Source organism: Arthrobacter glacialis, assembly GCF_002909415.1.
Taxonomy (GTDB): Bacteria; Actinomycetota; Actinomycetes; order Actinomycetales; family Micrococcaceae; genus Specibacter; species Specibacter glacialis.
Genome location: NZ_PPXB01000012.1, coordinates 1 through 25,627, shown reverse-complemented (window position 1 = coordinate 25,627; position 25,627 = coordinate 1). Strand labels below are relative to the sequence as shown.

Below are 25,627 nucleotides of genomic sequence, written 5' to 3'. Positions count from 1 at the left end.
CTGAAAAGGAGAATCCTCGTGAAGACACCAACCACTGCACCGGCCCCGGCAAGCGGTGATGTCCTGTCAGGTCGGGGCCTCAGCCTTGGCTATGACGGGCGCCAAATCTCCGTGGCCCTGGACGTGGTGATCCCGCCCGGATCTTTCACCGCCATCATCGGGCCCAACGCGTGCGGCAAGTCCACCCTATTGCGTGCCCTGTCCCGGCTCCTGAAGCCAACGGCCGGCGAGGTCTTCCTGGCCGGCCGGGACATTCATGGCTACAAAACTCGCGATGTGGCCCGCCGCTTGGCCCTCCTCCCCCAGCAGTCGTCCGCCCCGGACGGCATCACGGTTGCCGATCTGGTGGCACGGGGCAGGTTCCCGCATCAGGGCCTGTTGCGCCAGTGGTCCGAGGACGACAAGGCCAAGGTTGCCGACGCCATGGCGGCTACGGGTGTCACGGATCTGGCGGAGCGGGCGGTTGGCGAACTGTCCGGCGGGCAGCGCCAACGGGTTTGGCTGGCACTGGCGCTGGCCCAAGACACCCCCATTTTGTTGCTGGATGAGCCCACAACGTTCTTGGACATAGCCCACCAGCTGGACGTGCTGCGGCTGTGCAGCAGGCTGCACCGCACCGGGGACTACACCCTGGTGACGGTCTTGCATGACCTGGCCTTGGCGTTCAGGTTCGCCGACCATGTGATTGCCATGAAGGACGGAAAAATTGTGGCCCAAGGACCGCCTCGCGAAATTGCCACACCCGAAATCATGCGCGAGGTCTACGGCATTGAGTCGGTTGTCATCGAGGATCCGGCCACGGGCGGCCCCCTGGTGGTGCCCCTGGAACCTGAGGGTGAGACAGAATCACTCAGCATCGTGCGGCACGACGCGGTTGAGGTGACGGCATGAGCGGGGCTCGCGGCAGCTCCCTGGCGCAGGATTTCCCAGCCGCCAAGGACCCGGTGGCCAGCCCCGCTCCCGTCGTGACGGTTTTGCGGGGCCATTTCGCCGCTCACTGGGCCGCACTGGACGCCACAGCGAAGTCGAATCTGCTAGGCATTCCCGGTGGCTTGCCGCTGGTGGGCCCTTCCCCCGACGGCAACCCCGTAAAGAGGGCCGTGACGTTCCTGCATCGCTCCCCCGAAGCCACGGCTGTGGTCCTGTCAGCCAATGCCCTGGTCAACCATAGAAATGTGGGTGCGAGCGAGTTTGAGAAAGTGGATGCGTCCGGACTGTGGGCGCTGACATTGCTCATGCCGGCTGACTGGGAGTGCGGATACAGGATCACCACGCACCAAGGGGCAGGGACGGCGCCGTGGCAGGCCAGTACAGACCGGCGGACCATCCGCATGGCTGCCGACGCCGGCGCACCGGACCCGCTGAACCCCCTGCTGGGTGCCGGCATGAACGGCGGGGCGCTTTCGGTGCTCCGGTTGCCCGGGGCACCAGCGGCCCCATGGCTGGCCCCTGCCGTGACAAACCGATCAGCCGGGAGCCCTGCCATGGGCGGGAGCCAGCGAGCCGATGCTGCTGGCACACGTTCCTCAGCCGGTCTGGAGGGGCTTACTCTCAGAGACTCCCTGTCCGGGCGCCTGCGCACGGTGTGGGTCTACTCCCCTCCAGTGGGGACGCGCGACGGCGACACACCTCTCTTGCTCCTGCATGACGGTCAGGTGTGGGCGAAGTACCTCAATCTCAAGGACACCCTTGATGCGGCCATTCGCTCCAGCATCGTCCCGGCCCTGCATGTAGCCATGATCGATTCCCTGGATTCGGAGACCAGATCCGATGAGCTCAGCGGCCCCACCGGAACCGTGGATTTTGTGGCGAATGACTTGCTGCCGGTGTTGCGTGAGCGACTGCCCGTACGCGGCGATGCCGCCGGCACCATTGTGTCCGGGGCCAGCTACGGCGGACTGGCTTCATTGTGGCAGGTGGCCAGGTACCCACAACTGGTGGGGGTGGCACTGGCGCAGTCCCCGTCGCTGTGGCGCTACGACCTTTCCCAACCACTGGAGAAAGTGCTGGACCGCGTGGTGCTGCGCCTTCAGGCGGGCATCTACGAGAGCGACATTCACCAAACGTCGCAGGAGCTGTTCAACCAATTGGCGCCGCTGGGGGCGGACATCAGCTTGAGCGCAGTCACGGGCGGGCACGACTGGACGTGGTGGAATCCGTGGCTCATTCACGGCCTGCGGGAGCTGCTGCAAAGCTGAGCAACTGTTCCTGGTGACCAGACGGGTCGCTGCTAGCGGTAGTCTCCGTTGGTGAGTCTTACCCCGGGGGTGTTGGCCCAGTTCCCGATGAACGTGGGGGCTGCCCCGTTGGTGATGTCCCAACCGCCCGAACCGTTGGAAGAAGCGACAGGGATGCTGGCCCAGCCGGGGGTTTGGCGGACCAGGGCTATGTCGGTGAGCCCGTTGCCGTTGAAGTCACCTGTCACGATGCGCACCCCAGGGGTGTTGGCCCAGTTTCCAATGAAGGTGGCTGCTGCCCCGTTGGTGATGTCCCAGCCACCGGAGCCATTCGAAGAAGCGACAGGGATGCTGGCCCAGCCCGGGGTTTGGCGGACCAAGGCAATGTCGGTGAGTCCGTTGCCGTTGAAGTCGCCTGTCACGATCCGCACACCCGGGGTGTTGGCCCAGTTCCCAATAAAAGTGGGGGCAGCCCCGTTGGTGATGTCCCAACCGCCCGAACCGTTCGCAAAGGCAATCGGGATGCTGGCCCAGCCGGGGGTTTGGCGGACCAGGGCAATGTCGGTGAGCCCGTTGTCATTGAAGTCGCCTGTCACGATGCGCACACCCGGGGTGTTGGCCCAGTTCCCAATAAAAGTGGGGGCTGCCCCGTTGGTGATGTCCCAACCACCAGAGCCGTTGGCAAAGGCAATCGGGATGCTGGCCCAGCCAGGAGTCTGGCGCACCAAGGCAATGTCCTTGCCCCTCACATGCGACACCGAGCCACCCGCCAGCTCGGCAGCTTCTAGGCACAAGGCGATGAGTCCGGCCGAAACTTCCTTGATCACTTCCTCTGCCTCCGTCCAGCTCGGCTGGAAGCTGTGCCCGCATTCCACAGTGAAGCCGTACACCTTGGGCCGGGAAGGGTCAGCAAAGTGACGGGCAAAGGCATAGTCGTCGCTCGCGCCGGATGTTGGATACAAGCCAAACGCCTGTTCCACCCCATAGTTGTCACCCCGCACGGCCTTTACCGCATCGTTCATGCGCGCACTCGCGGAGGAGACCAGGTCCAGATCCTCGGCTGGGATGAACTCCCCATAGGCGGTGTCGTTGATTCGGCCCCGTACGGCGTCGAAAGCAGTGTTGAGGAATGTCTGGGTTGGTTGGGTGCTTTGGTTCTGATCGCTCCCCCAGCTGTGCAGGATGACAGGCACCGCACTGTGCACATCCATGTGCCAGCGGATCTGGGGTGTGTCGTCCAGCATCCACACGACATTGCGGGTTTCAGGTTCTGATCCGGCGGCGGGTCCGCGGTACACGTTGGCATCACAGGGGTTGTCCGAGGCGCTGACGCCGGAGTCCGGCGCGAACTTTGCCAGATGGTCCCAGAGGAAATCGAAATTGCGGTTGATATCCACGCCGAGACAGTTGCCGCCACCGCTGCCGGGGCGCCGATTCTTGCGCCACAACGCCTGACTGGTTTGGCTGAAACGCCGCCCGTCCGGGTTCACGCAGGCAAAGATGAAAATGTTCACCGATTCAAGGATGCTGCTCACGTCAGCGGCCGAGAAGGCGGCCCCGCCGTAGCCCAATCCGGTGCCGGTCTCATGGGCCTCCAAGAGGTCGGCACTGAAAGAAATCAGGGCATCCGGCGGAACCCACTCCCGGGCATGCATGCCGCCCAGAATGAGGACTCCGTCCGCGGACGGGTCGCCAGCACCGAGCCGCAGGATGTGGCTGGTTCGCCCTTCGTGAGTGGTGTTCGGCGCCGTCATGAGGGTGGTCAAGTCCGGATAGGCGGCTGCCAGGTTTTCCAGCGCGGACTCTATCTCGTCAACATTCAGGTATGGCATGGCCGCTACTCTTTCCGCCCAAGACCCCGAGGGACCTCACCCCTGGCCGCGTACCGGTTGCCGCTGCCTACCTCCTGCTGCCGCGCCCGGCCCACCTCGGACGAATTCTCCAGGACGTGCAAGGAAACGTTTGCCGCACTGCGTACGTCCCGCGATGACTGCAGCCGGGATTCGGGCAGATAGGCATCAATGACGAATCCGCCCTCCGCCCGCCGGGCGATCGCGCGGCATCCCAGATCCGGTTGGATCTCATCGGTGAACTCCTTGATCTCCGCCAGCGTGGCCGCACGAATTTCAAAGTGGATGATGGGATCTTCACTCATATCGATGCTCCCTTGCTGACTGTTCCCGTGCCAGTGAAACTCGACGGCGGGCCCTTGGCTAGCGGTAGTCTCCGTTGGTGAGTCTTACCCCGGGGGTGTTGGCCCAGTTTCCGATGAACGTGGCGGCTGCACCGTTGGTGATGTCCCAACCACCAGAGCCGTTGGCGAATGCGACAGGGATGCTGGCCCAGCCGGGGGTTTGGCGGACCAGGGCTATGTCGGTGAGCCCGTTGTCATTGAAGTCACCGGCCACGATGCGCACACCCGGGGTGTTGGCCCAGTTCCCAATGAAGGTGGCTGCTGCCCCGTTGGTGATGTCCCAACCACCAGAGCCGTTCGCAAAGGCAATCGGGATGCTCGCCCAGCCCGGGGTTTGGCGGACCAGGGCAATGTCGGTGAGTCCGTTGCCGTTGAAGTCACCTGTCACGATGCGCACCCCAGGAGTATTCGCCCAGTTCCCAATGAACGTGGCTGCTGCCCCGTTGGTGATGTCCCAACCACCGGAGCCGTTGGCGAATGCGACAGGGATGCTGGCCCAGCCCGGTGTTTGGCGGACCAGGGCAATGTCGGTGAGTCCGTTGCCGTTGAAGTCGCCTGTCACGATGCGGACCCCAGGAGTATTCGCCCAGTTCCCAATAAAAGTGGGGGCTGCCCCGTTGGTGATGTCCCAACCACCGGAACCGTTGGAGAATGCGACAGGGATGCTGGCCCAGCCCGGTGTTTGGCGGACCAGGGCGATGTCGGTGAGTCCGTTGCCGTTGCAGTCACCGGTCACGATGCGCACACCCGGGGTGTTGGCCCAGTTCCCAATAAAAGTGGGGGCTGCCCCGTTGGTGATGTCCCAACCACCGGAACCGTTGGAGAATGCGACAGGGATGCTGGCCCAGCCCGGTGCCTGGCGCACCAGGGCTACATCGGTGAGTCCGTTGCCGTTGAAGTCACCCGTCACGATGCGCACCCCAGGAGTATTCGCCCAGTTCCCAATAAACGTGGGGGCTGCACCGTTGGTGATGTCCCAACCACCAGAGCCGTTGGAGAAAGCGACAGGGATGCTGGCCCAGCCAGGAGTCTGGCGCACCAAGGCAATGTCCTTGCCCCTCACATGGGACACCGAGCCAACCGCCAGTTGGACTGCCGCGGCGGCGTTGACCCTGCCAAATCCGTAGTCGTCATTGTGGCCGTTGGCGTCATAGGCCACCCCGCCGATCTTGTCCGCGGAGTCGCGCATGATGGCACGCAACTGGTCACGGGTCAGATCGGGGTTCATGGACAGCGCAAGGGCAGCGCAGCCAGCCGCGCAGGGGGCTGCAAAACTGGTGCCAGTGCTGGGGCCGTAGCCACCGGCACCTGTGGTGCTCACCACGGCAACCCCTGGTGCGATCAATTCAACCTCGGGTCCGCGTGCGGCGTTGTCTTCCAGATCCATTCTGGTGGACCGGACCACAGCAATAACGTCGGCGTGGGAGACCACCTCGTCCTGCATGACATCGACGTTGTTGCCGTTGCTGGCTGCCCAGAAGATGGCCAGACCGCGCCCGCCGCGACCGTTCGCGGCGGCGAATTCGAGGGCAAGCTCCAAGACAACAGTGAGGTCCCAGGCGGCCCCGTTGGGGCCAAGGCTCGAGACCAAAATGTCGGCACCGGTGGCCGGATCCGCACCAGCCACTTCCCGGGATGGATCCGCGGCATAGGCGACGGCCCGGGCCAGGGTTGTCTGAGTTCCCACTTGGTCACCGAGGCAGGCCACCAGCATGAGCTCACACTCCGGAGCCGCGCCGCAACCGCCCCGGCCGTTGTTGTGGCGGGCACCGACCATGCCAGCGCAGAACGTGCCATGGTCACCTGCCGGAATTGCCGCCGCACCCTGCATGAAGGTTGGCGGGCCCGCACCTGCGGTCCTGAACGCACCCGAGGCGCCCACGATGGCGCTCTGGAGGTCTTCGTGCGCGGTGTTGAAGCCATTGTCGATGATGGCGACCCTGATACCTGCTCCGAAAGTCTGGTCCCAGGCCTCTTCCGCGTGCACATCTGCCCCCGGTGTGCCGCCGCCCTGGCCAGTATTGCGCCATTGCCACTGCTCACCGAAACGCGGGTCAGTCGGTATGGCGCGCGGCGGCACATGCTCGACGAAACTGGGCTCCGCCAGGGTGAACCGTGGATCCTCATGCAGGTCAACAGAGGCTTCCAGCGCGTCGTCGTGGACCGTGGTGTCCACCTCAAAGAGATTCGGGGCAAATGTCAGCCGCGTCAGCAGTGTCAAGCCGCGTTCAGCCAAAATTGCTTCGGCGTCTTCCCCGGAGTAGTCCTCGGCCAGCTGGACTGTCAGGCGCTTGGTGACGATCGCGAAACGCCCGTTTTCCCGCTTGACTAGGGTGCCGGCGTCGTCCGCCTCAGCAAAATCATCCAACGCCGCGAGGGATCGGGACGTGTCCGCGGACGGCTCCACAAACACCCAGTGCGCGGCGCCGAAAGCCGCCATACTGTCTTCTGGCAGTCCCAGCTGCCCCGCAGCGGCCTCAGTCCCGAAACTCTCGGCTTCGGTTGCATTGAATCCGCGCTCCGTGGCGGCGACCTTGATCGCGACGACGTTCTCAATGCGATCTACCGTTTTCCGCTGCCCCCGTGCGAAGTATTCCCGGTTCATAGCGTGTTCCTTATCTGTGAAGAATTGAACAAACAGTCATGGAATCGATAAATCCCGCAGGCAGACTTCGGTCCCGCACTCCTATTTCACAGCGCCGTGCGTTACTGGAGCGTTACTGGCCCAGCGCCGGCGCATCAGTAAGGTCCCCTTAGCGGGCTTCACGAACCTTTCGAGGTGCGTGCAGCCACGGCTTCAGCAGGCGCGTGCTCAGGGGCAGCAGGAGATACGTCATGATGGGCGTCAAGAGGCAGACATTCAGGAGCACGGCAAACGGTAGTGGCCAGTGTCCGGTGATCGGGTGCAGCAGGAAGTTGGACAGCAGGCTCAGGGGGAAGAACGGCAGGAAGATGCTCACGGCCTGCTTCCACCGCGGGGGCACAACGGTTTCCGGCACGCTGATCGACACGTCGCCCGGCTGATCGAACCATCCCTCAATGCCAGTGCGGTGCTCCACACGGGTAATTTCCATCAGCCCGCCAGCGCTGTCAATCCACCAGCTGCGCTCGTGCGAATCATCCCAGGCGCGCAGCGAGGCCACATCGGAGAACCGGTACATGACATGCCATTCATCCGAGTCCGGCCCCGTCCGCACCCAGCCGGAGCCCAGGTAGCCGGGCCACTCGCGCGCCAACTCTTGTCCGGCGTGCGCCCATGCGGCAAATTGGCGGTGGTACCCGGGCTGAACCGTGCGGGCAATGGAAACTGTAACGGGCTGGAGATCTAACACGCAGCAATTCTATGGGCAATCCGCAAGACCCATCCACCATGTGGACCAGCCTATGAGTTAGGACACCCTGGGGCGCCACTCGGGGCCTTTTGAATCCTCGAGCAAATCAGCAAGACGGTGCGCTGATGGAATTCATTTTGAGGCTACCTTTGAGGACTTTTTGGGTCTACGATCACGATATTGGTTGCATTTCATTGATTTCGATTCACCGGGAGGTTCCAATGAAATTTTTTCCATCGGAGGATGCTGATACTTTCGCAGAAAGGCTGAGCCGCGAATGGAATTCTCGCCATCCATTCAAACCCATGCCGCAGGTCACCATGAACCCCACAGCGGAACAACTTGCAGATCCCTTGTGGCACGAGGCGCGACAGATTTGGAACGACGTGGCGAGCCAGCTTCCTGCGGTGACTAATCCGCCTGCAATTCCTGCTGCAGCATCCTGGATTGCCGTCATTGGTGGAATGATGTGCCCCGAGGGCCACCGTGTGGGCACCGACGCCGTGTTTTGCGCAAAATGTGGAAAGAGCGTCCCGTTTGGGCTGGGGCGTACAGCAGATGAAAAGACAGCGGACTGGTGGAACCGTTTTTCAATTCAGCAGATGAGGCAATTCTGATGGTTGCGGAAGATTTCTCTCAGGCTTCACTGCTAGTGAGATCGTGTTCCTTTGCTGAGACTCATTTTAAGCTGGTGGTTCGCGAGTGTGACGCACCCGGTGCCCCGAAACGCTGGGGTCCGGTGACCGCTGTCCACACTCAAGGCTCGTTCCACTACCGCCACAGGGCCGCGGACATTAGCGGATCCGAAGCCAACATGCAGCGATTCGTCGCGTGGGCGCTGAGAACCCATCTGGATGAACTCGCCGAGCTCATCCACAACCCGGGCGGTTCCGTGGACAACGGCATAGTTGTTCCCGCCTCGTTTTGGGGTTCAGCATGGGGTCGCCACACCAATCACGTTCACTTTGCGATTTAGCCATGGCCAATGGCGCGCTCAGCTCGGCTGGTTTGGCGTTCATTGCACGCTGGGAGGGATATCGGGGCAGACTGTACAACGACGCCGCAGGCCACTGCACCATCGGTTACGGACATTTGGTGCATCTGGGCCGCTGCAATGGATCCGAGCCGCCGATTTTTCTTGACGGGATTACCAACAAGGAAGGGCTGGACCTCCTCAACCGTGACGCTAGCAAAGCGGTCAGGAGCGTCAATGCCGAAGTGGTCGTGCCATTGACGCAACATAAGTTTGATGCTCTGGTGAGCTTTGCGTTTAACGTTGGACCTCAGGCATTCGCAGATTCGACCCTACTTAAAAAGGTGAACTTGGGCCAGCACAAACTGGTACCCGCCCAAATGGCGCTGTGGACCAATCACGGATTGCCGGGGCTGGTGAACCGCCGGCGGGCTGAAGCGAAGCTTTACGTTCAGGGCGACTACCAATGATGTAGGACCCAACCAGCCCCACGTGTTGGGTCGCCGTACTCAGCCACTCATGGTTACCGGAAATCGATTGCATATCTGAGGGAAACGAGAATGATAGACACCTCAGAATTGACTGGAAGCACCACAACCTCGCTACTTCGAACGTAGCGGAATTTGGGTTTCCACCCCTATCGAGGACACAGCGGCGCTGCTGCCGCAGGTGGCATCGACTTTGCCGGCGTACTCATGGATCCTACTGATCAATAAGTCCGCTTCAGCCAAAGTGCTTCTTGTTGTTCCCATGTGTGGCAATGAAGCCCAAGATCACCGTCACAACAACAATGACGCCAATTGCCACAGCCAAACCCATCATGTCCATGACCCATCAATTCCTTAGTCCGTTCCCGGTCATCAGGCCGGCAGGCAAACAGGTCCAGGGATGTTCTGGTTGACGTTTACCTCCTTCCATCATGCACCCGCCGGGGCAATGCCACTAGAGCAAACGGCCATCCTTCCGGCCCTGTGGGGCGCCGACGGGGCCCGATGCGCCGTCGAACCACTCCAAGGACCTATTTTTTGGCCAGCAGTCGCTCCACGCGGGGCTTGACCTCTGTGGCCAGCAGCGTGATGGATTCCAGCAGGTGCTCGTGGGGTAGGCCGCCGATGTCTGTCTGCAGGAAGTGGCGCATGTGCCCCATGTAGCCGTGCAGATGAACAATGCGCCGGGCAACCTCGTCCGGATCGCCAACATAGTAGGCCCCGGGTGCTTCCGCCTGGGCCAGGTAGGCGCTCTTGTCCGGGGCGGGCCAGCCGCGCAGGCGGCCCATTTCAACGTTCAGGTTGTGCCAGCCCTGGTAGAAACGATCCAGCGCTTCCTTCTTGGTGGGTGCCACCAAACCCAGTGCGGCCACAGAGACCTTGATGTCATCCCCAGTGTGTCCTGCCTGTTCCGCTGACTTCCTGTAGAGCTCGGCCAACGGTGCAAAGCGGTGCGGCGCCCCGCCAATGATGCCGTAGGAGATGGGGAGACCCAGGCTTCCTGCTCGGGCGGACGACGCCGGGCTGCCGCCAGTGGCTATCCACAGGGGCAGTTTCCCTTGAACGGGGCGCGGCACCACGGCCAGGTTGCCAATGTTGGGCCGGACGGTGCCCTCCCAGGTGACATTTTCATCGCCGGAGTTGTTGATGGTCATCAGCAGATTGAGCTTCTCGGAGTACAGCTGGTCGTAGTCACGCAGATCGAAGCCAAAGAGCGGGAAGGTCTCCACGGAGGAGCCGCGGCCGGCGGTGATTTCAATGCGGCCGCCTCCGGAGATGGCATCGGCGGTGGCGAACTGTTGGAAGACGCGGACGGGATCGTCGGTGCTGATGATGCTGGCGGCACTGCCCAGCTTGATGTTGTTGGTCGCTGCCGCGGCGGCCGCCAGCATGGCCCCGGGTGACGACGCCGGCATGGTCACAGTGTGGTGCTCCCCCACACCAAAGTAGTCCAGTCCGGCGTTGTCGGCATGGACAATCGCGTCAAACAGGTTCTTGATCGCCTCGGACGTTGTGCGAGACGTTCCGTCCGCGTTGAGCGGGGTGTCGCCAAAACTATATGCGCCAATTTCCATGACTGTCTCCAAAGCATTCAGAATGTGTTGTTTTTCAGATCATATTTCAAACAGATCATATTTACAAAAGGGTTCGTGTCTAGCGAACATTTTCCGGTGTTCTGCAACAGAATTGACTGAAGACGCCGCCATCCCGCCCGAAAGGCGAAAACATGAGCCAGCAAAAACCCTCCAGTTCACCCGTGAGCAACGGAGGGGTCAAACAGCCGCTGCGCCCGGCGTTCAGCAAGCAAGCCATCGCCGGCTTTGTTGTGGCCTGCATCAGCATGGCCATTTTCGGCTTCATAGCTGTTGCTGCTGTGTTTTTATGCGTGCGGGCACTCGGTGAGATTCGCGCCGGGGTGGTGCGCGGCCGCGGGCTGGCCATCGCCGGCATTGCGGTGGGAGTCGTGAGCTTTGCGTTCTACGTGGTCAATATGTTCATGCAGAACTAGTCCACCCGGCAGGGTGATCAAGCCTAATCAGGAGTGGTTCACCCTCAATGGAACATAATGTCAGTGCGCTGCCTGGCCGACGGCGTGATCCCCTGCGTGAAGGTGGGCCCGCCCGCCGTCGTGGTTGAAAATGGTGAGGATTTCCACGGGACCTTCGTGGGCACCGATGAAGTGCGGGACCATGGTGGAGAACTCGGCAACCTCGCCCGGGTGGACAAGGATGGTCCGCTCCCCCAGCTCCAGCTTGGCAATCCCGGAGAGCACAGTGAACCAATCCCGGCCGGCATGAATACTGCGCTGTTCGACCCCGTTGGGCCGTTCCGAGGTGATGCGCATTTTCGCCACGGTCTTGCCGTGCAGGCCGTCTTCGCTTGACAGGATCCACGCAGTGAGACCCTGGGAATGCCCCGCTTGGGGACGGATCACCACATCCTCATCGCTGCCGGATTCAACCAGCGCATCCAGCGTGGTGCCCAGCGCCCGGGCGATTGGCACCAGTTGGTCCAGCGCAATTCTGCGGTGACCGGTTTCAATGCGGCTCAGCGTTGAGGGGCTGAGGCCGCAGCGGGCCGCAAGGTTGTCCAGCGACCAGCCAAGGGCCAGCCGCAGTCCACGAATGCGCTGCCGGATAACACTGTCCATCTCCAGTTCTTGCGTCATACGCAAAAGCCTATGCCATTTCCGCACGGGATGGCTAGTGTGGAGTACATGACTACTCACGGGCACCACCAACACGGCCATGACAACCACAACGGGCACTCGCACGGCGCAGGCCTTGCAGAATCGCTGACTTTGGACGCCCTGATCCTGGGCACCTACTTGGAGCAGGCAACCGCGCTGGCCGCCGAGCTGACACCAACCCCCGGCGTCATCATCGATGCCGGATCGGGCTCGGGAGTGGGCGCCGTGGCGCTGGCACAGCGCTTTGAAAACACGCACATCATTGCCCTGGACAAGTCGGCTGACATGCTGGGCCAGACGCTTGAGGCTGCTAGCAAGAATGGTCTAACCGGGCAGGTGACAACAGTTCTTGCCGATCTCGATGAGGCCTGGCCCGAGGTTGCGGCCGCCGATCTCATCTGGGCCTCCTCCTCACTCCACGAGGTTGCCGACCCCGAACGGAGCATGGGTGAGATGTTTGCCGGCCTCAATGCGGGTGGCTTGCTGATGGTCATTGAAATGGACGGCCTGCCCTGCTTCCTTTCCGCGGCGACACTTGCGGACGGCACCGAACTTGCAGCCCTGGAAGCGAGGCTGCACGCAGCCCTGGCCCAAATGCGCTGGAATCACCATCCCGATTGGCGGGCCGGGCTGGAACGCGCCGGGTTCGACGTCGTCGAGCAGCGCAGTTATACGGCCGTTGGCAACTCGACGCCGGACCTGGCCTCCCGCTACGCCCGCATGTTCCTGGAGCGCATCCGCACAGCCATGGACGACGTGGCAACAGCCGCGGATCTGGCCATCTTGGACAGCCTGCTGGCCAGCGATGGTCCCGAATCACTGGCCAGCAGGACTGACCTGCAAGTGCGGGGCAGCCGCACCGTGTGGGCAGCGCGAAAACCATAGGCCGACCGCCGAGAGGCCGGGTTCGGGTGCCCCGCTTCACGCAACAACATTGTGCGCAATTTAGTTGTGTACACTATAGCTATGCCCAACAATGAGTACAGCCTTGATTCGATGGTCTGCTTTGCGATCTATTCAGCGTCCAACGCTGTGGCCAAGGCGCACCGGGTGGTTTTGGAGCCATGGGAGCTGACGTACACGCAGTACATCGTGCTGCTGGAGACCAACGTTTCCGCCGACGGCATTAGCGTCAGTGAACTCGGCGCCAGAATGAATCTCGATTCCGGCACCCTGTCCCCCCTGCTGCGCCGGCTCGATGCGCGGGGGCTGGTATCGCGGGTGCGCAGGTCCCCTGACGAACGCGTGGTGACGGTGGAAATCACTGCTACCGGCGCGGCGATGCTTCAGGAACTGCGCACCGCGCTGCACGGCCTGCGCGGCGCCTATGGCTTTGACAGCCAGGACCAGGCCGATCATCTTGTCAAGGAACTGCACCGCATCACCGAAGGCATGCGCCACTTGACGGCATCCACCCACGACCTGGCAAACTCGCCTAGCCGTACCCTCGATGCCTCATCTTCCTCTGCACCGAAAGGCAACTCATGAATTCTCTGTACACCGCCGAAGCCCTCGCCACCGGGGCCGGCCGCAACGGACATGTCCGCTCCTCCGACGGCCGCATTGACGTGGGCCTGTCTGTCCCGAAGGAAATGGGTGGCATGGGGGAAGGATCCAACCCCGAGCAGCTCTTCGCCGCCGGCTACGCTGCGTGTTTCCACTCTGCCCTGCAGCTGGTGGCGCGCACCCAGAAGGTGGACATCACCGACTCCTCGGTGGGCGGCCAGGTCCAGATTGGCGCCAATGGCAAGGGCGGCTTTGAGCTCGCCGTACTGCTCGAAGTGGTGCTGCCGGGCATTGAAACAGCGGCCGCACAAGCCTTGGCTGACGCCGCGCATCAAGTCTGCCCCTATTCAAATGCCACCAGGGGCAACATCGACGTCACCATCTCGGTATCTGAGGACTAACTCCCAGGCCGGCCCTAGTGTGCGTCGGTCCGCGGCCTACTGGCCCGGACCGGCCGCCATGGCTGACGCTTGTGCGACGACGGCGGCACGCCGGGCGTCCACGCCATCACCGGACATGATTTCTCCCAGTTGCGGCAGCGCCCACCAGCCCGTGGCCAACGTGACGATTGACAGTAAAAGCTGCGTGGCCTCAGGACCACTCAGCTGCGGACATGCGGCCCGGATGAGCGCCGCATTCTCCGCACAGGCGCCAGCCCTTGGGTCAGTCACGCCTTCACGATCCCCGCGCTCCAGGCCCTCCCACGCCAAAAGGCGCGGCAATTGCGGGCGAGCGGTGTATTCATCGAAGAGACACCCTGCGAATTCGCCCACCGCGGCAATGCCGTTACCCTCCAGTGGTACGGCCATGAGGAAACACTCCAAGGCTCGCAACAAGACAGCATCAAACAAGCCCTCCTTATTGCCAAAATACTGGTAAATCCGCTCCTTATTGACACCCGCATCACGTGCGACGGCGTCAACCCGCGTCCCAGCCAAACCCTTCTGCGCGAACTGCTCCGTGGCAGCATCGAGCAACAGTGTCCGAGTTCGCGCCGTATCCCAAGCCATGGTTTCAGCTTAGCCCAACTCCCAACTGTTTAGTTGCAAATACGGCTGGTGGCGTCTATCGTCGGAGAATTACCAACTAAACATTTGGAGATTCATGGACAACGATCAGCACCCGGCTAGCCCTGGCAACGACCCAAAGGCGCCACCAGTGCGGGTTCTCCTGCTTGGTGCCCGGGGTGCCGTTGGCAGGCATCTCCACACCGCTCTGGCGGCTGCCGGCCACGAGGTCACGCGGGCAGGGCGAACCCCGGCCGATGGATGGCTGCGCTTTGACGCTGGTGGCAGCGACTTGGGTGAGCTGCAGCGCGCAACCCAGCTGCACGACGTCGTAGTCAACGCCTCCGGCGTGGAAAACCCGGCGTTGGGGACGGCCCTTTCACAGGCCACACTCGTTGACATCAGCGCCAGTGCCGGTTACCTTGCCCAGCTGCGCTCAGAGTCACCCCAGGCGTCCATGATTCTTGGGGCGGGCTTGGCTCCGGGCCTCAGCACTCTCATGGCGGCGTCCTTGGACAAAGAGCCTGGCGACGACGTGGACGTGGCGCTCATGCTCGGAGCCGGCGAGAAGCACGGGCCGGCGGCAGTGGAATGGACCCAGAGGCTCATCGGGGCCCCGCTGGTGAACCCGGTGGAAAACCATCCCGTCATGAACCTGCGTGAGCGTCGTACTTTCCACGACGGTGGTCGAACCCGCGGCTACCTGAGGGCGGATTTTCCGGATCACCTGCTCCTTGGCGACTCCTCGAGCATCCGCGTGCGCAACTACTTTGCCCTGGACTCCCCCGCTGCCACCTGGGCACTGGGCGCCGTGGCCCGCTTTCCCGCTGCCCGGCGGCTCATCACCATGGTTCCGCCGATGGGCAGCGAGGACTGGTCAATTGTGGCGACCAACAGAAGGACGGGCCAAACCCGCCGGGCTTGGGGCAGCAATCAGTCCAGCGCCACGGGGGTGTTGGCGGCACGAGTTGTGGACGCACTGGCCATCTCACGTCCGTCGAAGCCCGTGGCGATCACCTCCGTCATGGGCCTCGATGACATCGTCACCGCCGGCATCAATCTGGACTAGCTACCCACACTCCCAAGCATTTCCTGGGCCAGGAGGCTTACCCTGATGCTGATGTCGTCCCGGACCAGGCGCATCCGTTCCATCCCCTCGATCCCCCGTTCAGAGGGTTCATCGGTGTCCCAGTTGCGAATTTCGATTCCGGGAACCGGGTCCACGACGGCCTCGCTGCCGAGGGTAACTATCAAGCTGACGTCCCCCAGCATGTCGGGGGTGATGGGCTTGGTGTGTTCTGCGCCGATGTCAATCTCCAATTCCACCAGGGATTCCACTGATTGGGAGTTCAGGGACGGGCCGGGTTTGGTCCCGGCGGTGTAAACGGTGACGGCATCTTTGGTGAGGTGGCGCATGAGTCCGCCGGCCATTTGGGACTTTCCGCCGTTCTTGACGCATACGAACAGGACGCCTGGTTTGCTGGTCATTGTGCGTCTGGGGACGGGATACCCAGTACCGGGACGGTTTGGGTGGTCATGAGGTGGTGGAACATCGAGCCAGAGACAAGATCATCAACTTTGGCAATGATTCCCGGTCGTCTGGCACCCACAACAATGGTGGAGGCTTTCACGGCAGCAGCCAGTCGGCCAATCGCCAGGGCCGGGTCACCGCCGATGATTCGCAAGGACCACGCCGTGGCATGGTTGGCTGCACCGGCTGCAAGGTTTTCCTTCAGCTCCGCCGCCGCAATGGAGGTTTCTTCCTCCGGCTCAACCGCAGTGTTCACCGCATTTGGCAGGACAAAGTCCCCTGGGGCCCATTCGATCCGGGAGCTGGCCGGGTCCACGAACGCCGCAATCAGTGGAGCATTTAGGCTGTGCGCCAATTCCAGGGCCTTCACCCACACCACTGGATTCTGATCGGGTATGACTCCGACGACGACGGGGGAACCACTAAAACTTGCCTTGCCTGCGTGATCGCTCACAATGACACCTTCCTAGCCTTTACGTATGGACAATCTTCGATCTTCTAGTCAAGATCTTCCAATCAAGATACCGCTTACCAGCATAGACCGGGCGACGGCACTGCTTTGTATTGGTCATGGCCGCTTCCTCGGCTTACTCCGCGATGGTGGCGGTTCGGCCGTGAGCCAGGCCGGTGGGAATTCCGATCAACACCGGTTCCGGTGTTGCACAGCACGATGATGACGCAGCGTCCTGCTCCTGGTTGTCTTCGGCGGGGGCGTCGCAACTGCCGCCGAGGTCTGTGGAGCAGACACCGGTTTCTGGCAGCTCGAGGTGAACCTGATCGGCCGCATTCTGGTCTCCGGCCAGTGCGGCGACGATGGAGCGGACCTGCTCGTAGCCGGTGGCGAGCAGGAAGGTGGGGGCGCGGCCGTAGGACTTCATCCCGGCAATGTAGAAGTCCTTGTCCGGGTGCGCCAGGACCTTGGCGCCGTGGGCGGGAACTGTGCCGCAGGAGTGGAATTCCGGGTCGATCAAAGGTCCCAGATCTCGGGGTGCTTCCACGGCAGGATCCAGTTCCAGGCGGATCTCGCGCAGGATGTCCAGGTCGGGGCGGAACCCGGTGGCGGGGATCAGCAGATCTACCTCCAGAGTCACGTCCCCGTCCGGGGTAGCGCCGGTGACGGCCAGTCTCTGACCGACAGTGAAGGAGAGAGTCGTGAAGGAGGTGTGCAGTTCGATGTGTCCGTCTTCAACGAGTTTACGTAGCCGGGTGCCGAGCTGACCGCGGGCCGGCAGGCCGTCCAAGTCTCCGCCACCGTAGAGGCGCGAGGCATCGGGGCCGCGGACGGCCCAGCTGATCCGGGTGCCCGGTTCATTCTTGGCGAGCTGGCCCAGCGACAACAGAGTGTTGGCTGCCGAGTGGCCAGCACCGATGACCAGGACATGTCTGCCAGTGAATCGGGCTCGGTCAGCCCCGGTGACATCCGGCAACGGCTCGGTGATGAGCCTGGCCGCGATGGCTTCAGCCTCACCGGGCGCCGGGAGGCCGGCTTGACCCAGGGGGTTGGGGTCCGCCCACGTGCCCGATGTGTCAACCACGGCGCGCACGTGGTGGTCGGTTACTGTCCCGTCTACGGTTTGGACGCGCACCAGGAACGGCCGCTCGTCACGGCCACGGGAGTGGGTCTTGTCCATGCCAACCCGGCTCACAGCTGTCACGGTGGAAGAGGTCTGCAGAGCAGCACTGATGGCCGGGACAGCGGCTAGCGGATTCAGGTACTGTTCCACGAGCTCGGCTCCGAAGGGCAAGGAAGTCAATCGGGGTTCGCGCCAACCGGTGGGCTCGAGCAGGCGCCGGGAGGCCGGGTCAATGTTGTGTTCCCACGAAGAGAACAGGCGGATGTGCCCCCACTTGCTAATGGCCGTACCCACTGCCTCGCCCTTTTCAAAGATGAGCGGAGTGAGGCCACGTTCGATGAGGTTCGCGGCCGTGGCCAGACCTACCGGGCCGGCTCCGATGATGGCAACTGGCAGCTCGCGTAATTGATTCGTCATGTCCGTGGTTCTCCTCGTGATGATAAGTATCAGGTTGCTGTGGTGCTGTGGAGTCGCTTAGGCGTGGGTTGATTCTTCCACCAAGGCGGTGGCGATACTGTCTGCATCGTCCAAGGCGGCTAGGTAGCGTTCTGCGTCCAGGGCGGCGGCGCAGCCGGTCCCGGCGGCGGTGATCGCTTGGCGGTAGCGGTGATCCACAGCGTCCCCGCAAGCAAAGACACCGGTGAGGTTCGTGACAGTGGTCGGTGCATCGACCCGAATGTACCCTTCATCATCCAAATCGACTTGTCCCACAACCAGTTCGGTCCGCGGCACATGACCAATGGCCACGAAGACGCCGGTGGCAGCCAGTTCGCGGGATTCCCCGGTGACGGTGTCCTCCACAGTCACACTGCTGACCTTCATTTCGCCGTGAATGGCTGTGATGGCCGAGTTGTAGGCGAAACGGATTTTTGGGTTGTCCTTGGCGCGCTGGGCCATGATCTTCGAAGCCCGCAGTTCCCCGCGGCGCACGATCACGGTGACAGACTTGGCGAACCGAGTCAGGAAGGTGGCTTCCTCCATGGCGGAATCCCCACCACCGACGACGATGATGTCTTGTTCACGGAAGAAGAACCCATCGCAGGTGGCACACCAGGAGACGCCGTGGCCGGAAAACTTCTTCTCCTCGGGCAGTCCAAGTTCCTTATAGGCGGATCCTGTGGCCAGAATAATGGCCGGGGCCTCAAAGCTGTCTCCTGCAGCTGTCGTCACGCTTTTGAGGTGACCGGTGAGGGTGGTGGAGGTGACGTCATCGAAGATGATGCGGGCGCCGAACTTCTCGGCCTGCTCCTGCAGACCGTCCATGAGCTCGGGGCCTTGAATGCCGGCCGGGAAGCCCGGGAAGTTCTCCACCTCTGTGGTGTTCATCAGCGCACCTCCCGCAGTGACGGCACCGGCTATGACCAGCGGGGATAATCCAGCTCGGGCGGCGTAGATTGCGGCCGTGTACCCGGCGGGGCCGGAGCCAATGATGATGAGCTGTTCTGTCATGACAGGATCCTTTTCTAGCTTGCGGGCAGGAGGTCGGCGATGAGGGCCTGAATGCGGGCTTTGATGTCGTCTCGGATGGGGCGGACTGAGTCCACACCCTGCCCTGCCGGATCTTCGAGTTCCCAGTCCTCGTATCGCTTGCCGGGGAAGAAGGGGCAGGTGTCGCCACAGCCCATGGTGATGACGACGTCGGATTCCTTGACCGCTTCTGTGGTGAGGATCTTGGGGATCTCGGTGGACATGTCGATGCCCTCTTCAGCCATGGCCTCCACGGCAGCCGGGTTGACCGAGGCTGCCGGCTGGGACCCGGCGGAGCGGACCTCAATGGCCCCGTTCGAGAGGGTGGTGAGGTAGGCGGCAGCCATCTGGGAGCGTCCGGCGTTGTGCACGCAGACGAACAGAACGGAGGGCTTTTTGGTGGTTTCGGTGGTGCTCATGAGTTCATGCTCCTTAAGTAGTGGGGGTTAGTTGGTGAAGAATCGTTTGCGCGCCCACAAGGCGACGTAGACAAGGGCAACTAGGACTGGCACCTCAATCAGCGGCCCGACGACGCCAGCCAGGGCTTGGCCGCTGGTGACGCCGAAGGTTCCGATCGCTACGGCGATGGCGAGCTCAAAGTTGTTGCCGGAGGCGGTGAATGCAAGCGTGGTGGTTTTCGCGTATCCCAACTTCAGGGCCCGGCCGATCATCATGCTGGCACCGAAGACGACGATGAAGTACACCAGCAGTGGCAAGGCAATCCGGGCCACATCCAGCGGATTGGAAGTGATGGAGTCACCCTGGAGTGCAAAGAGCAGCACGATGGTGAACAGCAGGCCATACAGTGCCCACGGGCCGAGCTTGGGCAGGAACTTGCCCTCATACCACTCCCGGCCCTTGACCTTCTCACCGATCGCGCGGGTCAGGAATCCTGCCAGCAGCGGGATGCCGAGGAAGATCAGCACCGAGGCGGTGATGGCCCAGAAGGAGAAGTCAGCGGACGTCGTCGGAAGTCCCAGCCAGCCCGGGAGCACCTGGAGGTAGAACCAGCCCAGGGCGCCGAAGGCGAAAACCTGGAACACCGAGTTGATCAACACCAAAACGGTGGCGGCTTCGCGGTCACCGCAGGCCAGATCGTTCCAGATCATGACCATGGCAATGCAACGGGCCAGGCCAACAATGATCAAGCCCGTGCGGTATTCGGGCAGGTCGGGAACAAAGATCCACGCCAGCGCGAACATGAAGGCCGGTGCCGCTACCCAGTTGATGATCAGCGAGGTGATTAACAACTTGCGATCGGCCATGACTTTGCCGGTTTCGTTGTAGCGAACCTTTGCCAGTACCGGGTACATCATGACCAGCAAGCCAATGGCGATGGGCAGTGACACCGATCCGACTTTTACCGCATCCAGAGCGCTGTTCAAACCCGGAATGAACTTGCCCAACAAGAGGCCAATGACCATGGCTGCGATGATCCAGACCGGCAGGAACCGGTCCAGAGTGGAGAGTTTGCCGACGACGGCAGCCTCCCCGGGAATGGAAGGGGTGATGCTCTTGGTACTCACAAAGCTCCTAGCCGGTCTAACATAAGATTGATGATTGTCGATACAGAAAGTATTGACCCCTATATCGACAATTGTCAATCTATGGGCATAATGGTTACATGAACACTGCATTAACGGTCGAGACACCCACCGAACTACTCTGCTGCGAACCCGGCGGACAGTCCGTGCTCAACGCCGAGGCTGCCCAAGAATCTGCCCGGATACTTAAGGCACTCTCGGATCCGAACCGGCTGCGGCTGCTTTCAATCGTCAAGGCTGGCGACGGCGGCGAAGCCTGTGTGTGTGACCTTACGGAACCGTTGGATCTGGGCCAGCCCACCGTCTCCCACCACCTGAAGATTTTGGTTGACGCCGGACTCCTGGAGCGTGAGAAGCGCGGCACCTGGGCGTACTACTCCCTGGTTCCCGGTGCCCTGGAACGCGCCGCCGCCATGATCACGGCACTATGACAGCATCGGGACGATCTGGCATGCAGATCCGCCTCATGGCCAGCAGTGATTGGGCTGCGGTGGAACGCATCTACGCTCACGGAATCGCCACGGGCAATGCCACGTTTGAGGCACGGGTCCCCTCCGAGTCTGACTTTTTCGCTTCTCGCAAGCCCGAGCTGTGCCTGGTGGCGGAGGACTCCGATGGTGCTGTCGTTGGCTGGGCTGCCGCAGCATCTACTTCCACACGGGAATCCTACCGGGGCGTCGTGGAGCACTCCATCTATGTTGATCCAGAGCATGGCGGTCGCGGCATCGCCACCCTCCTGCTCCACGAGCTGATCGGCAGGGCCCGTGAGAATGGGTACTGGACTGTTCAGTCCGGGATTTTCGTTGAGAACCTGCCCAGCCGCGCGCTCCACTCCAAGGCGGGCTTTCGGGAGATTGGCCGCCGCGAACGCATAGCCTTGATGAGCCACGGCCCTTGGGCCGGGCAATGGCGCGACACCATTCTGTACGAACTCCGCCTCTAGCCAGCACAGGCCGGGGCGGGCAGGCTGACCGGGTGCATTGTCAGTACCGGATCTTGGTGCGAGAGTGAATTCATGAAGATCAGCGTCCGCCCGGCAACAACGTTCGAGGATGTCAAGACAATGGTGGGCCCCAAACGCCCCGATGCCAACGTTTGCTGGTGCCTGAGCTACCGCATTCCGTCCAGGGACAACGTGGCCCTGCGGGGGCCCGCTCGCGGTGAACTTGTGGAGCAATTGTGCCGCCAGGATCCGCCGCCCGGGGTGTTGGCCTACGACGGCGACGAGGTAGTTGGGTGGGCCGGTGTGCAGCCACGGGCCGGCACTGGGTTTGCCCGGAACCGAAAGATTCCGCACGTGGATTCCGTGGACGTGTGGTCTGTGTGGTGCATCCGGGTGCGGCCCGGGCACCGGGGTAAGGGCATTTCACACAGTCTGCTGGCAGGCGCCGTCGACTTTGCCAGGGGACAAGGCGCTCCCGCACTTGAGGGATACCCGGTGGATAATCAGGGCCGGAAGGTGGATCTGACCATGGCCTACGTGGGCACCCGCAAGCTGTTCGAGAGCGCCGGCTTCACCAAGACAGCTGACACCAACTCTGTCCTCAACGGTTTCCCGCGCGTGTTGATGCGGCTTGACCTGGGCTGAATTGAAGCCTCGCGCCGCCAACGGACACCCCGTGCAAGACTTGAACCATGGACCTCGAAGTTTCACCCGCGCTCACGATCCCGGCACAGGAGCTCAGCTGGCGGTTCTCACGGTCGTCGGGTCCCGGCGGCCAGCATGTGAACACCTCGGACAGCCGGGCCGAACTCTCATGGAATGTTGCTGAGTCAGCCGCACTTTCGGATGAACAACGGGAGTTGCTGCTCACCCGGCTGGATCGTCGGCTGGTTGGTTCAACCGTCACGGTGGCCGCGTCGGAGCAGCGCTCCCAATTACGCAATCGCGAGATCGCGCTGGCGAAGCTGGCCCAAATCATTGCAGCTGGCCTCGCCCCGGCAGCCGCTCCGCGCCGCCCCACAAAGTCCAGTCGCGGTTCAAAGCTGCGGCACATGGCCACCAAACAGCAACGATCCGCCACGAAACGGCAACGCCAGCGGCCATACCCCGACTAGCACCGCTTCGGTGCCCTGCCCCGACGAATGTTCTTGTGGATTCATGATCCTGAAGATTCGTGGCAGGTCTGTTGATTCGCCGTCCGAAGCTCAAGTGGATGGCGTGGCAGTTTGCTCGGTTCCGAGCGATTTTGACATGTCCTTGACGCCTGCCAGGCGGGACGGTGTCTAGGTGGGGTTCATACTGTTGGCACCGGCGTGGCTAGCTGCCGTGTGAACCCGACTACCGGCCCGGTGTGCACGGGGACACTGTGCCGCGGCAGAAATAGGCGCGACCGTTTTGGAGTTCAATGCCGTGGAAGAGTTGCGGGACTGTCACCAGGTGGTAACCCATTCCCTGCAAGCTAGTGATCAGCTGATCTTGCCCATCAACTGTGGACGCATGGATGTCGTGCTGGAGGATGATCGCCCCGGGCTTCACGAGCTTGAGAATCTTGGGAACAAAGATGTCCTTGTTTCGGGACTGCCAGTCCAGGGAATCTACCGACCAGTTAATCAGGGGCAGCCCAGCATTGGTGTTGACCCGTGCGTTGCTGGCGCCATATGGGGGGCGTAGATACGCCGGGGCCACCCCGGCCATCTTGTTGATAATGGCGGAGGTGCCCTGAATCTCCTCCCTGACGCCGGCTGCGGAAAGCTTCGTTAGATCCGGGTGGCGCATGGTGTGATTGGCAAGCACGTGACCGTCCGCCGCAGCAGCGGCAGAAATTTGCGGGTGCGTTGCAACGTAGATCCCTTGTTGAAAAAACGTGGCATGGATTTTTCGGGAGGCAAGGACACCCAATAGACGTTTCGTTTGCTCGTTGGGTCCGTCGTCGTAGGTCAAAGCGGCACACGGCACAAGATCGCAGTTGACGTGCTCTTGCCCTGCCGCAGCAAGTGTCAGTGGCGTCAGCGGCCGTGGCGCCGTGGCGAGTTGCTGCATCCGACTGCCAAGATCCGAAAGTAGCCGTGTGCTGGACTTGGCTGTGATGTGGACAGTCACCGGGTCAGTTAGCGGGGCACCGTTTGTGGGGTCGATGGTCAGGGGCACCACCAAATCACCGACGGGGCTAAACGCCGCACCACTGAGCAATGCTTGGACCGGCGGAGGTACGGCGGCCGGCGCGCTTGAAGCCGGTGCCGTTGATGCTGGCGTGGCGCTGGTAGTTGGAGAGTTGTCAGAGGGTGCCGAAGATTTTGTCTCCGCAGCAATTGCTTCGCCCAGGAGTTGTCGGATCTTTTCGTTGCTGTCGCTGGAAATCAGCGCTGCTCCTGGCAGGATTTCCCCGGTAGACAAGTTGGTGAATTCAGTGGTGACCGAAACAAGGGACTCGGTTCCGCGGTCCACTTGCCACCGGGTCATTCGTGTTCCAACCATCGCGTCGCCTGTCGCAATGATCGCGTGGTCTAGTTTGAGGCCCCTGTCCATCAGCGGTACTGCCGGGTCGGGCACGGACGGGTCGTAGCGCCCACCAGCGTTGTGGTCAAACAGTCCCAACAGGCCGGCATCCAACCGGTTGTTGTATGACTCCGCTCCACTGAGATAGACCCAGCGGGCCGACACGGGAGTGGCGGTGCCCGTGCGCAGGGATTCCGGCAAGGCTCCCGGAATGCCCGCAGGGTCCAGCGCCGGGACAGGCTCCCCGAGCGAGGACTCAGGTGGCGGCGGAGGTGGCGGGCTGGAGGCAACCCGCGCCGGCAAAATGCTGCACGAGCTCAACGACACTGCCAACACGGCCAGCAACAACGGTCTGTGGTTGACAGAAAATGGCATGGATTGTGTGTCCCCAAATACTCGAAGCAAAGTTCGTCCCAGTTTAGGCCAACTGAGGCACCGGCAGCGTCACACAATGGCAGCTCCGCGTTGCGTGGCTGCACTCGACTTGCGATTCCAGTGAGATGCTGCCGACACCACCACTACAGTTCCACGTCAGTTCGGGCCAACGTCCATTACTTCCATCTCCCTGCGGATTATGAATCGAATATATGTTCTAAAAAGTCTTCCCTTGAAGTCGTTCAGCGCCTAAAATTGGAGTATGGGCACCGTCAATTGGCCCGGCAGCAACAGGGTTTCCAGCCCTGCCGGTCAGCCGTTTCTGGATCAGGCTCCCGACCACTGGTCGGAGGCAGCTGACGGGGGATGTGCGGATGCCGAGTTCGCCAGGCTGATGGCCAGTGACCCTTTCGCCGATGACCCCCACATGAAGAATGTGACGTGGGTGGGCCCATCCCGGACGATCTCGGCGGATGAATGGGCCACGCTGGTCCAGACGCTTGACGGCGACGGCGGCTCCGTGGGTCACTTCCTTTCAGTGCCTGGCCTTGAGGCCGATTCCTTGGTGCGCGTGATCAGGGCCTCGGTTCCGGACCATCCAAAGGCGCCAAGAAAGAACAATCCTGCGGGCGTGACATGGACACCGGCCACCGGCGCAGCGGCATTGACACGACTGGAGCCGGACACGTTGAGCGATAACGACTTGCTGGACTACCTACACGCGGCGAACCGATTGGCGGCGTTTGCCCAGGCCAGGGAGATGGATGCACTCAACGAATTTGCTACCCGCCGCCCGCCCATCAACGAGGAAACTTGCGGAGGCCGTGACCCCGAAGTGTCACTGTGGGCCGCAGGGGAACTCATGGCCGTGTACGCGATCAGTGCGGGCACTGCCCAGCATCGCCTCGATGACGCCGCAACGTTGGCAGCGTTGCCATCCACCGGGACACTGTTCAGGGAAGGACTGCTGGATCAGACCCGGATCCACGCCATCCGTCGCGGCCTGGAAAACGTCCCCGAGGACCTCTTCCCGGTCCTGGAACCGCTGTTCCTGACCGGGGCATCCCGGATGAATCCGGCCGGACTGACCCGCAAGATCCGGCGATTGGCACAAAAGCACAACCCTGAATCCCTGACCGAACGTTTTCACAGGGCCAGCGTGCAAAGAAGGGTCTGGTTCACCCCACTGCCCGACGGCATGGCGAAACTGGGCGCCATCCTGCCCGCCACACCCGCCCTGGCCTTGTTTCAAACCTTGGAAACGTGGGCCCTGCAAGCCCAGCGTGACGGCGAGCCATCTACCGCGCTGACCCCCACCGGGCGGCCCTCCC

Annotated in this window: 29 protein-coding genes; 15 read left to right on the top strand and 14 right to left on the bottom strand. The window is 62.1% G+C overall.

Translation table 11 applies throughout. The annotated features are described in order from the left end of the window. Positions 1-18: 18 nt before the first annotated feature. Together CVS28_RS14170 and CVS28_RS14165 are read left to right on the top strand one after the other, a co-directional pair. Positions 19-891 (top strand): ABC transporter ATP-binding protein, encoded by an 873-nt coding sequence (locus CVS28_RS14170; RefSeq protein WP_243399901.1) that lies wholly within the window; start codon positions 19-21, stop codon positions 889-891. Further along, positions 888-2,198 carry an alpha/beta hydrolase-fold protein gene (locus tag CVS28_RS14165; RefSeq protein WP_103481944.1) on the top strand — a complete coding sequence of 437 codons (1,311 nt, stop codon included), beginning with the start codon at positions 888-890 and terminating at the stop codon, positions 2,196-2,198. Before CVS28_RS14170 ends, CVS28_RS14165 begins: the two co-directional genes overlap by 4 nt. A 32-nt stretch (positions 2,199-2,230) precedes the next feature. Here CVS28_RS14165 and CVS28_RS14160 read toward each other — a convergent pair whose 3' ends face one another. From CVS28_RS14160 to CVS28_RS14145, 4 genes are all read right to left on the bottom strand, one after another. Next, positions 2,231-4,009 (bottom strand): M14 family metallopeptidase, encoded by a 1,779-nt coding sequence (locus CVS28_RS14160; protein ID WP_103481943.1) that lies wholly within the window; start codon positions 4,007-4,009, stop codon positions 2,231-2,233. A 5-nt stretch (positions 4,010-4,014) separates the two neighbouring features. Next, on the bottom strand, positions 4,015-4,332 hold the full coding sequence (locus CVS28_RS14155) for a hypothetical protein (RefSeq protein WP_103481942.1): 318 nt from the start codon (positions 4,330-4,332) through the stop codon (positions 4,015-4,017). A gap of 58 nt (positions 4,333-4,390) precedes the next feature. Beyond that, positions 4,391-6,976, bottom strand: a complete 2,586-nt coding sequence (locus tag CVS28_RS20320) for a S8 family peptidase (protein ID WP_103481941.1) — start codon at positions 6,974-6,976, stop codon at positions 4,391-4,393. A gap of 148 nt (positions 6,977-7,124) precedes the next feature. Further along, positions 7,125-7,703 (bottom strand): antibiotic biosynthesis monooxygenase, encoded by a 579-nt coding sequence (locus tag CVS28_RS14145; protein ID WP_103467322.1) that lies wholly within the window; start codon positions 7,701-7,703, stop codon positions 7,125-7,127. Between the two features lie 125 nt (positions 7,704-7,828). Here CVS28_RS14145 and CVS28_RS19450 point away from each other — a divergent pair, with 125 nt between their 5' ends. From CVS28_RS19450 to CVS28_RS14130, 3 genes are all read left to right on the top strand, one after another. Further along, entirely contained in the window at positions 7,829-8,320 is a 492-nt protein-coding gene (locus tag CVS28_RS19450; RefSeq protein WP_133159145.1) for a hypothetical protein, read from the top strand. Positions 8,321-8,442: 122 nt separating this feature from the next. Beyond that, positions 8,443-8,679 (top strand): hypothetical protein, encoded by a 237-nt coding sequence (locus tag CVS28_RS19780; RefSeq protein ID WP_165788167.1) that lies wholly within the window; start codon positions 8,443-8,445, stop codon positions 8,677-8,679. 2 nt (positions 8,680-8,681) lie between these two features. Continuing rightward, positions 8,682-9,146: a lysozyme gene (locus CVS28_RS14130; RefSeq protein WP_165788166.1), complete on the top strand. Its 465-nt coding sequence runs from the start codon at positions 8,682-8,684 to the stop codon at positions 9,144-9,146. Positions 9,147-9,694: 548 nt separating this feature from the next. On the opposite strand, the gene CVS28_RS14125 is transcribed toward CVS28_RS14130, so the two are convergent. Further along, entirely contained in the window at positions 9,695-10,738 is a 1,044-nt protein-coding gene (locus CVS28_RS14125; RefSeq protein ID WP_103481939.1) for an LLM class flavin-dependent oxidoreductase, read from the bottom strand. Positions 10,739-10,890: 152 nt separating this feature from the next. Between CVS28_RS14125 and CVS28_RS14120 the strand changes: the two genes are divergently transcribed. Further along, positions 10,891-11,172, top strand: coding sequence for a DUF4190 domain-containing protein (locus CVS28_RS14120; protein ID WP_103481938.1), 282 nt, complete (start codon positions 10,891-10,893; stop codon positions 11,170-11,172). A 60-nt stretch (positions 11,173-11,232) separates the two neighbouring features. Here the strand turns inward: CVS28_RS14120 and CVS28_RS14115 are convergent, their stop codons facing one another. Then, a complete protein-coding gene (locus CVS28_RS14115) occupies positions 11,233-11,832 on the bottom strand; it encodes a helix-turn-helix transcriptional regulator (protein WP_103481937.1) in 600 nt (199 codons plus the stop codon). A 48-nt stretch (positions 11,833-11,880) separates the two neighbouring features. On the opposite strand from CVS28_RS14115, the gene CVS28_RS14110 reads away from it, so the two are divergent. The 3 genes from CVS28_RS14110 to CVS28_RS14100 all read left to right on the top strand — a co-directional run bounded on the left by CVS28_RS14110 (position 11,881) and on the right by CVS28_RS14100 (position 13,760). Beyond that, complete coding sequence (locus tag CVS28_RS14110; RefSeq protein ID WP_207797216.1) at positions 11,881-12,738, top strand: class I SAM-dependent methyltransferase; 858 nt, start codon at positions 11,881-11,883, stop codon at positions 12,736-12,738. An 81-nt stretch (positions 12,739-12,819) separates the two neighbouring features. Next, positions 12,820-13,341 (top strand): MarR family winged helix-turn-helix transcriptional regulator, encoded by a 522-nt coding sequence (locus CVS28_RS14105; RefSeq protein ID WP_103467314.1) that lies wholly within the window; start codon positions 12,820-12,822, stop codon positions 13,339-13,341. Beyond that, positions 13,338-13,760 (top strand): organic hydroperoxide resistance protein, encoded by a 423-nt coding sequence (locus tag CVS28_RS14100; protein ID WP_103467313.1) that lies wholly within the window; start codon positions 13,338-13,340, stop codon positions 13,758-13,760. Before CVS28_RS14105 ends, CVS28_RS14100 begins: the two co-directional genes overlap by 4 nt. A gap of 36 nt (positions 13,761-13,796) precedes the next feature. On the opposite strand, the gene CVS28_RS14095 is transcribed toward CVS28_RS14100, so the two are convergent. Further along, on the bottom strand, positions 13,797-14,369 hold the full coding sequence (locus CVS28_RS14095) for a TetR/AcrR family transcriptional regulator (RefSeq protein WP_103467312.1): 573 nt from the start codon (positions 14,367-14,369) through the stop codon (positions 13,797-13,799). A gap of 148 nt (positions 14,370-14,517) precedes the next feature. Here CVS28_RS14095 and CVS28_RS14090 point away from each other — a divergent pair, with 148 nt between their 5' ends. Continuing rightward, positions 14,518-15,435, top strand: a complete 918-nt coding sequence (locus CVS28_RS14090; RefSeq protein WP_133159144.1) for a saccharopine dehydrogenase family protein — start codon at positions 14,518-14,520, stop codon at positions 15,433-15,435. On the opposite strand, the gene CVS28_RS14085 is transcribed toward CVS28_RS14090, so the two are convergent. From CVS28_RS14085 to arsB, 6 genes are all read right to left on the bottom strand, one after another. Continuing rightward, positions 15,432-15,854, bottom strand: coding sequence for an arsenate-mycothiol transferase ArsC (locus CVS28_RS14085; RefSeq protein ID WP_103481934.1), 423 nt, complete (start codon positions 15,852-15,854; stop codon positions 15,432-15,434). The two genes, CVS28_RS14090 and CVS28_RS14085, sit on opposite strands and share 4 nt — an antisense overlap. Continuing rightward, positions 15,851-16,351, bottom strand: coding sequence for a universal stress protein (locus CVS28_RS14080; protein ID WP_165788165.1), 501 nt, complete (start codon positions 16,349-16,351; stop codon positions 15,851-15,853). The genes CVS28_RS14085 and CVS28_RS14080 overlap by 4 nt, the downstream gene beginning before the upstream one ends. Positions 16,352-16,484: 133 nt before the next feature. Next, the gene (locus tag CVS28_RS14075; RefSeq protein WP_103481933.1) at positions 16,485-17,888 is read right to left on the bottom strand and encodes an FAD-dependent oxidoreductase; all 1,404 of its coding nucleotides are present in this window, start codon (positions 17,886-17,888) and stop codon (positions 16,485-16,487) included. Positions 17,889-17,945: 57 nt separating this feature from the next. Further along, positions 17,946-18,920, bottom strand: coding sequence for a thioredoxin-disulfide reductase (gene trxB, locus CVS28_RS14070; RefSeq protein WP_103481932.1), 975 nt, complete (start codon positions 18,918-18,920; stop codon positions 17,946-17,948). Positions 18,921-18,934: 14 nt separating this feature from the next. Beyond that, a complete protein-coding gene (locus CVS28_RS14065) occupies positions 18,935-19,357 on the bottom strand; it encodes an arsenate reductase ArsC (protein WP_103467306.1) in 423 nt (140 codons plus the stop codon). A 27-nt stretch (positions 19,358-19,384) separates the two neighbouring features. After that, the gene (arsB, locus tag CVS28_RS14060; protein ID WP_279325076.1) at positions 19,385-20,464 is read right to left on the bottom strand and encodes an ACR3 family arsenite efflux transporter; all 1,080 of its coding nucleotides are present in this window, start codon (positions 20,462-20,464) and stop codon (positions 19,385-19,387) included. Between the two features lie 98 nt (positions 20,465-20,562). Between arsB and CVS28_RS14055 the strand changes: the two genes are divergently transcribed. The 4 genes from CVS28_RS14055 to arfB all read left to right on the top strand — a co-directional run bounded on the left by CVS28_RS14055 (position 20,563) and on the right by arfB (position 22,540). Beyond that, positions 20,563-20,913, top strand: coding sequence for an ArsR/SmtB family transcription factor (locus tag CVS28_RS14055; RefSeq protein ID WP_103467349.1), 351 nt, complete (start codon positions 20,563-20,565; stop codon positions 20,911-20,913). Positions 20,914-20,948: 35 nt separating this feature from the next. Continuing rightward, a complete protein-coding gene (locus tag CVS28_RS14050; RefSeq protein ID WP_103481997.1) occupies positions 20,949-21,425 on the top strand; it encodes a GNAT family N-acetyltransferase in 477 nt (158 codons plus the stop codon). Between the two features lie 72 nt (positions 21,426-21,497). Next, positions 21,498-22,070: a GNAT family N-acetyltransferase gene (locus CVS28_RS14045; RefSeq protein WP_103467304.1), complete on the top strand. Its 573-nt coding sequence runs from the start codon at positions 21,498-21,500 to the stop codon at positions 22,068-22,070. Between the two features lie 47 nt (positions 22,071-22,117). Next, positions 22,118-22,540 carry an alternative ribosome rescue aminoacyl-tRNA hydrolase ArfB gene (gene arfB, locus CVS28_RS14040; protein ID WP_103467303.1) on the top strand — a complete coding sequence of 141 codons (423 nt, stop codon included), beginning with the start codon at positions 22,118-22,120 and terminating at the stop codon, positions 22,538-22,540. 223 nt (positions 22,541-22,763) lie between these two features. Here arfB and CVS28_RS14035 read toward each other — a convergent pair whose 3' ends face one another. Next, positions 22,764-24,296: a polysaccharide deacetylase family protein gene (locus tag CVS28_RS14035; RefSeq protein ID WP_103481931.1), complete on the bottom strand. Its 1,533-nt coding sequence runs from the start codon at positions 24,294-24,296 to the stop codon at positions 22,764-22,766. A 262-nt stretch (positions 24,297-24,558) separates the two neighbouring features. On the opposite strand from CVS28_RS14035, the gene CVS28_RS14030 reads away from it, so the two are divergent. Next, a partial coding sequence (locus CVS28_RS14030; RefSeq protein ID WP_133159143.1) for a DUF222 domain-containing protein occupies positions 24,559-25,627 on the top strand: 1,069 nt, incomplete at its 3' end.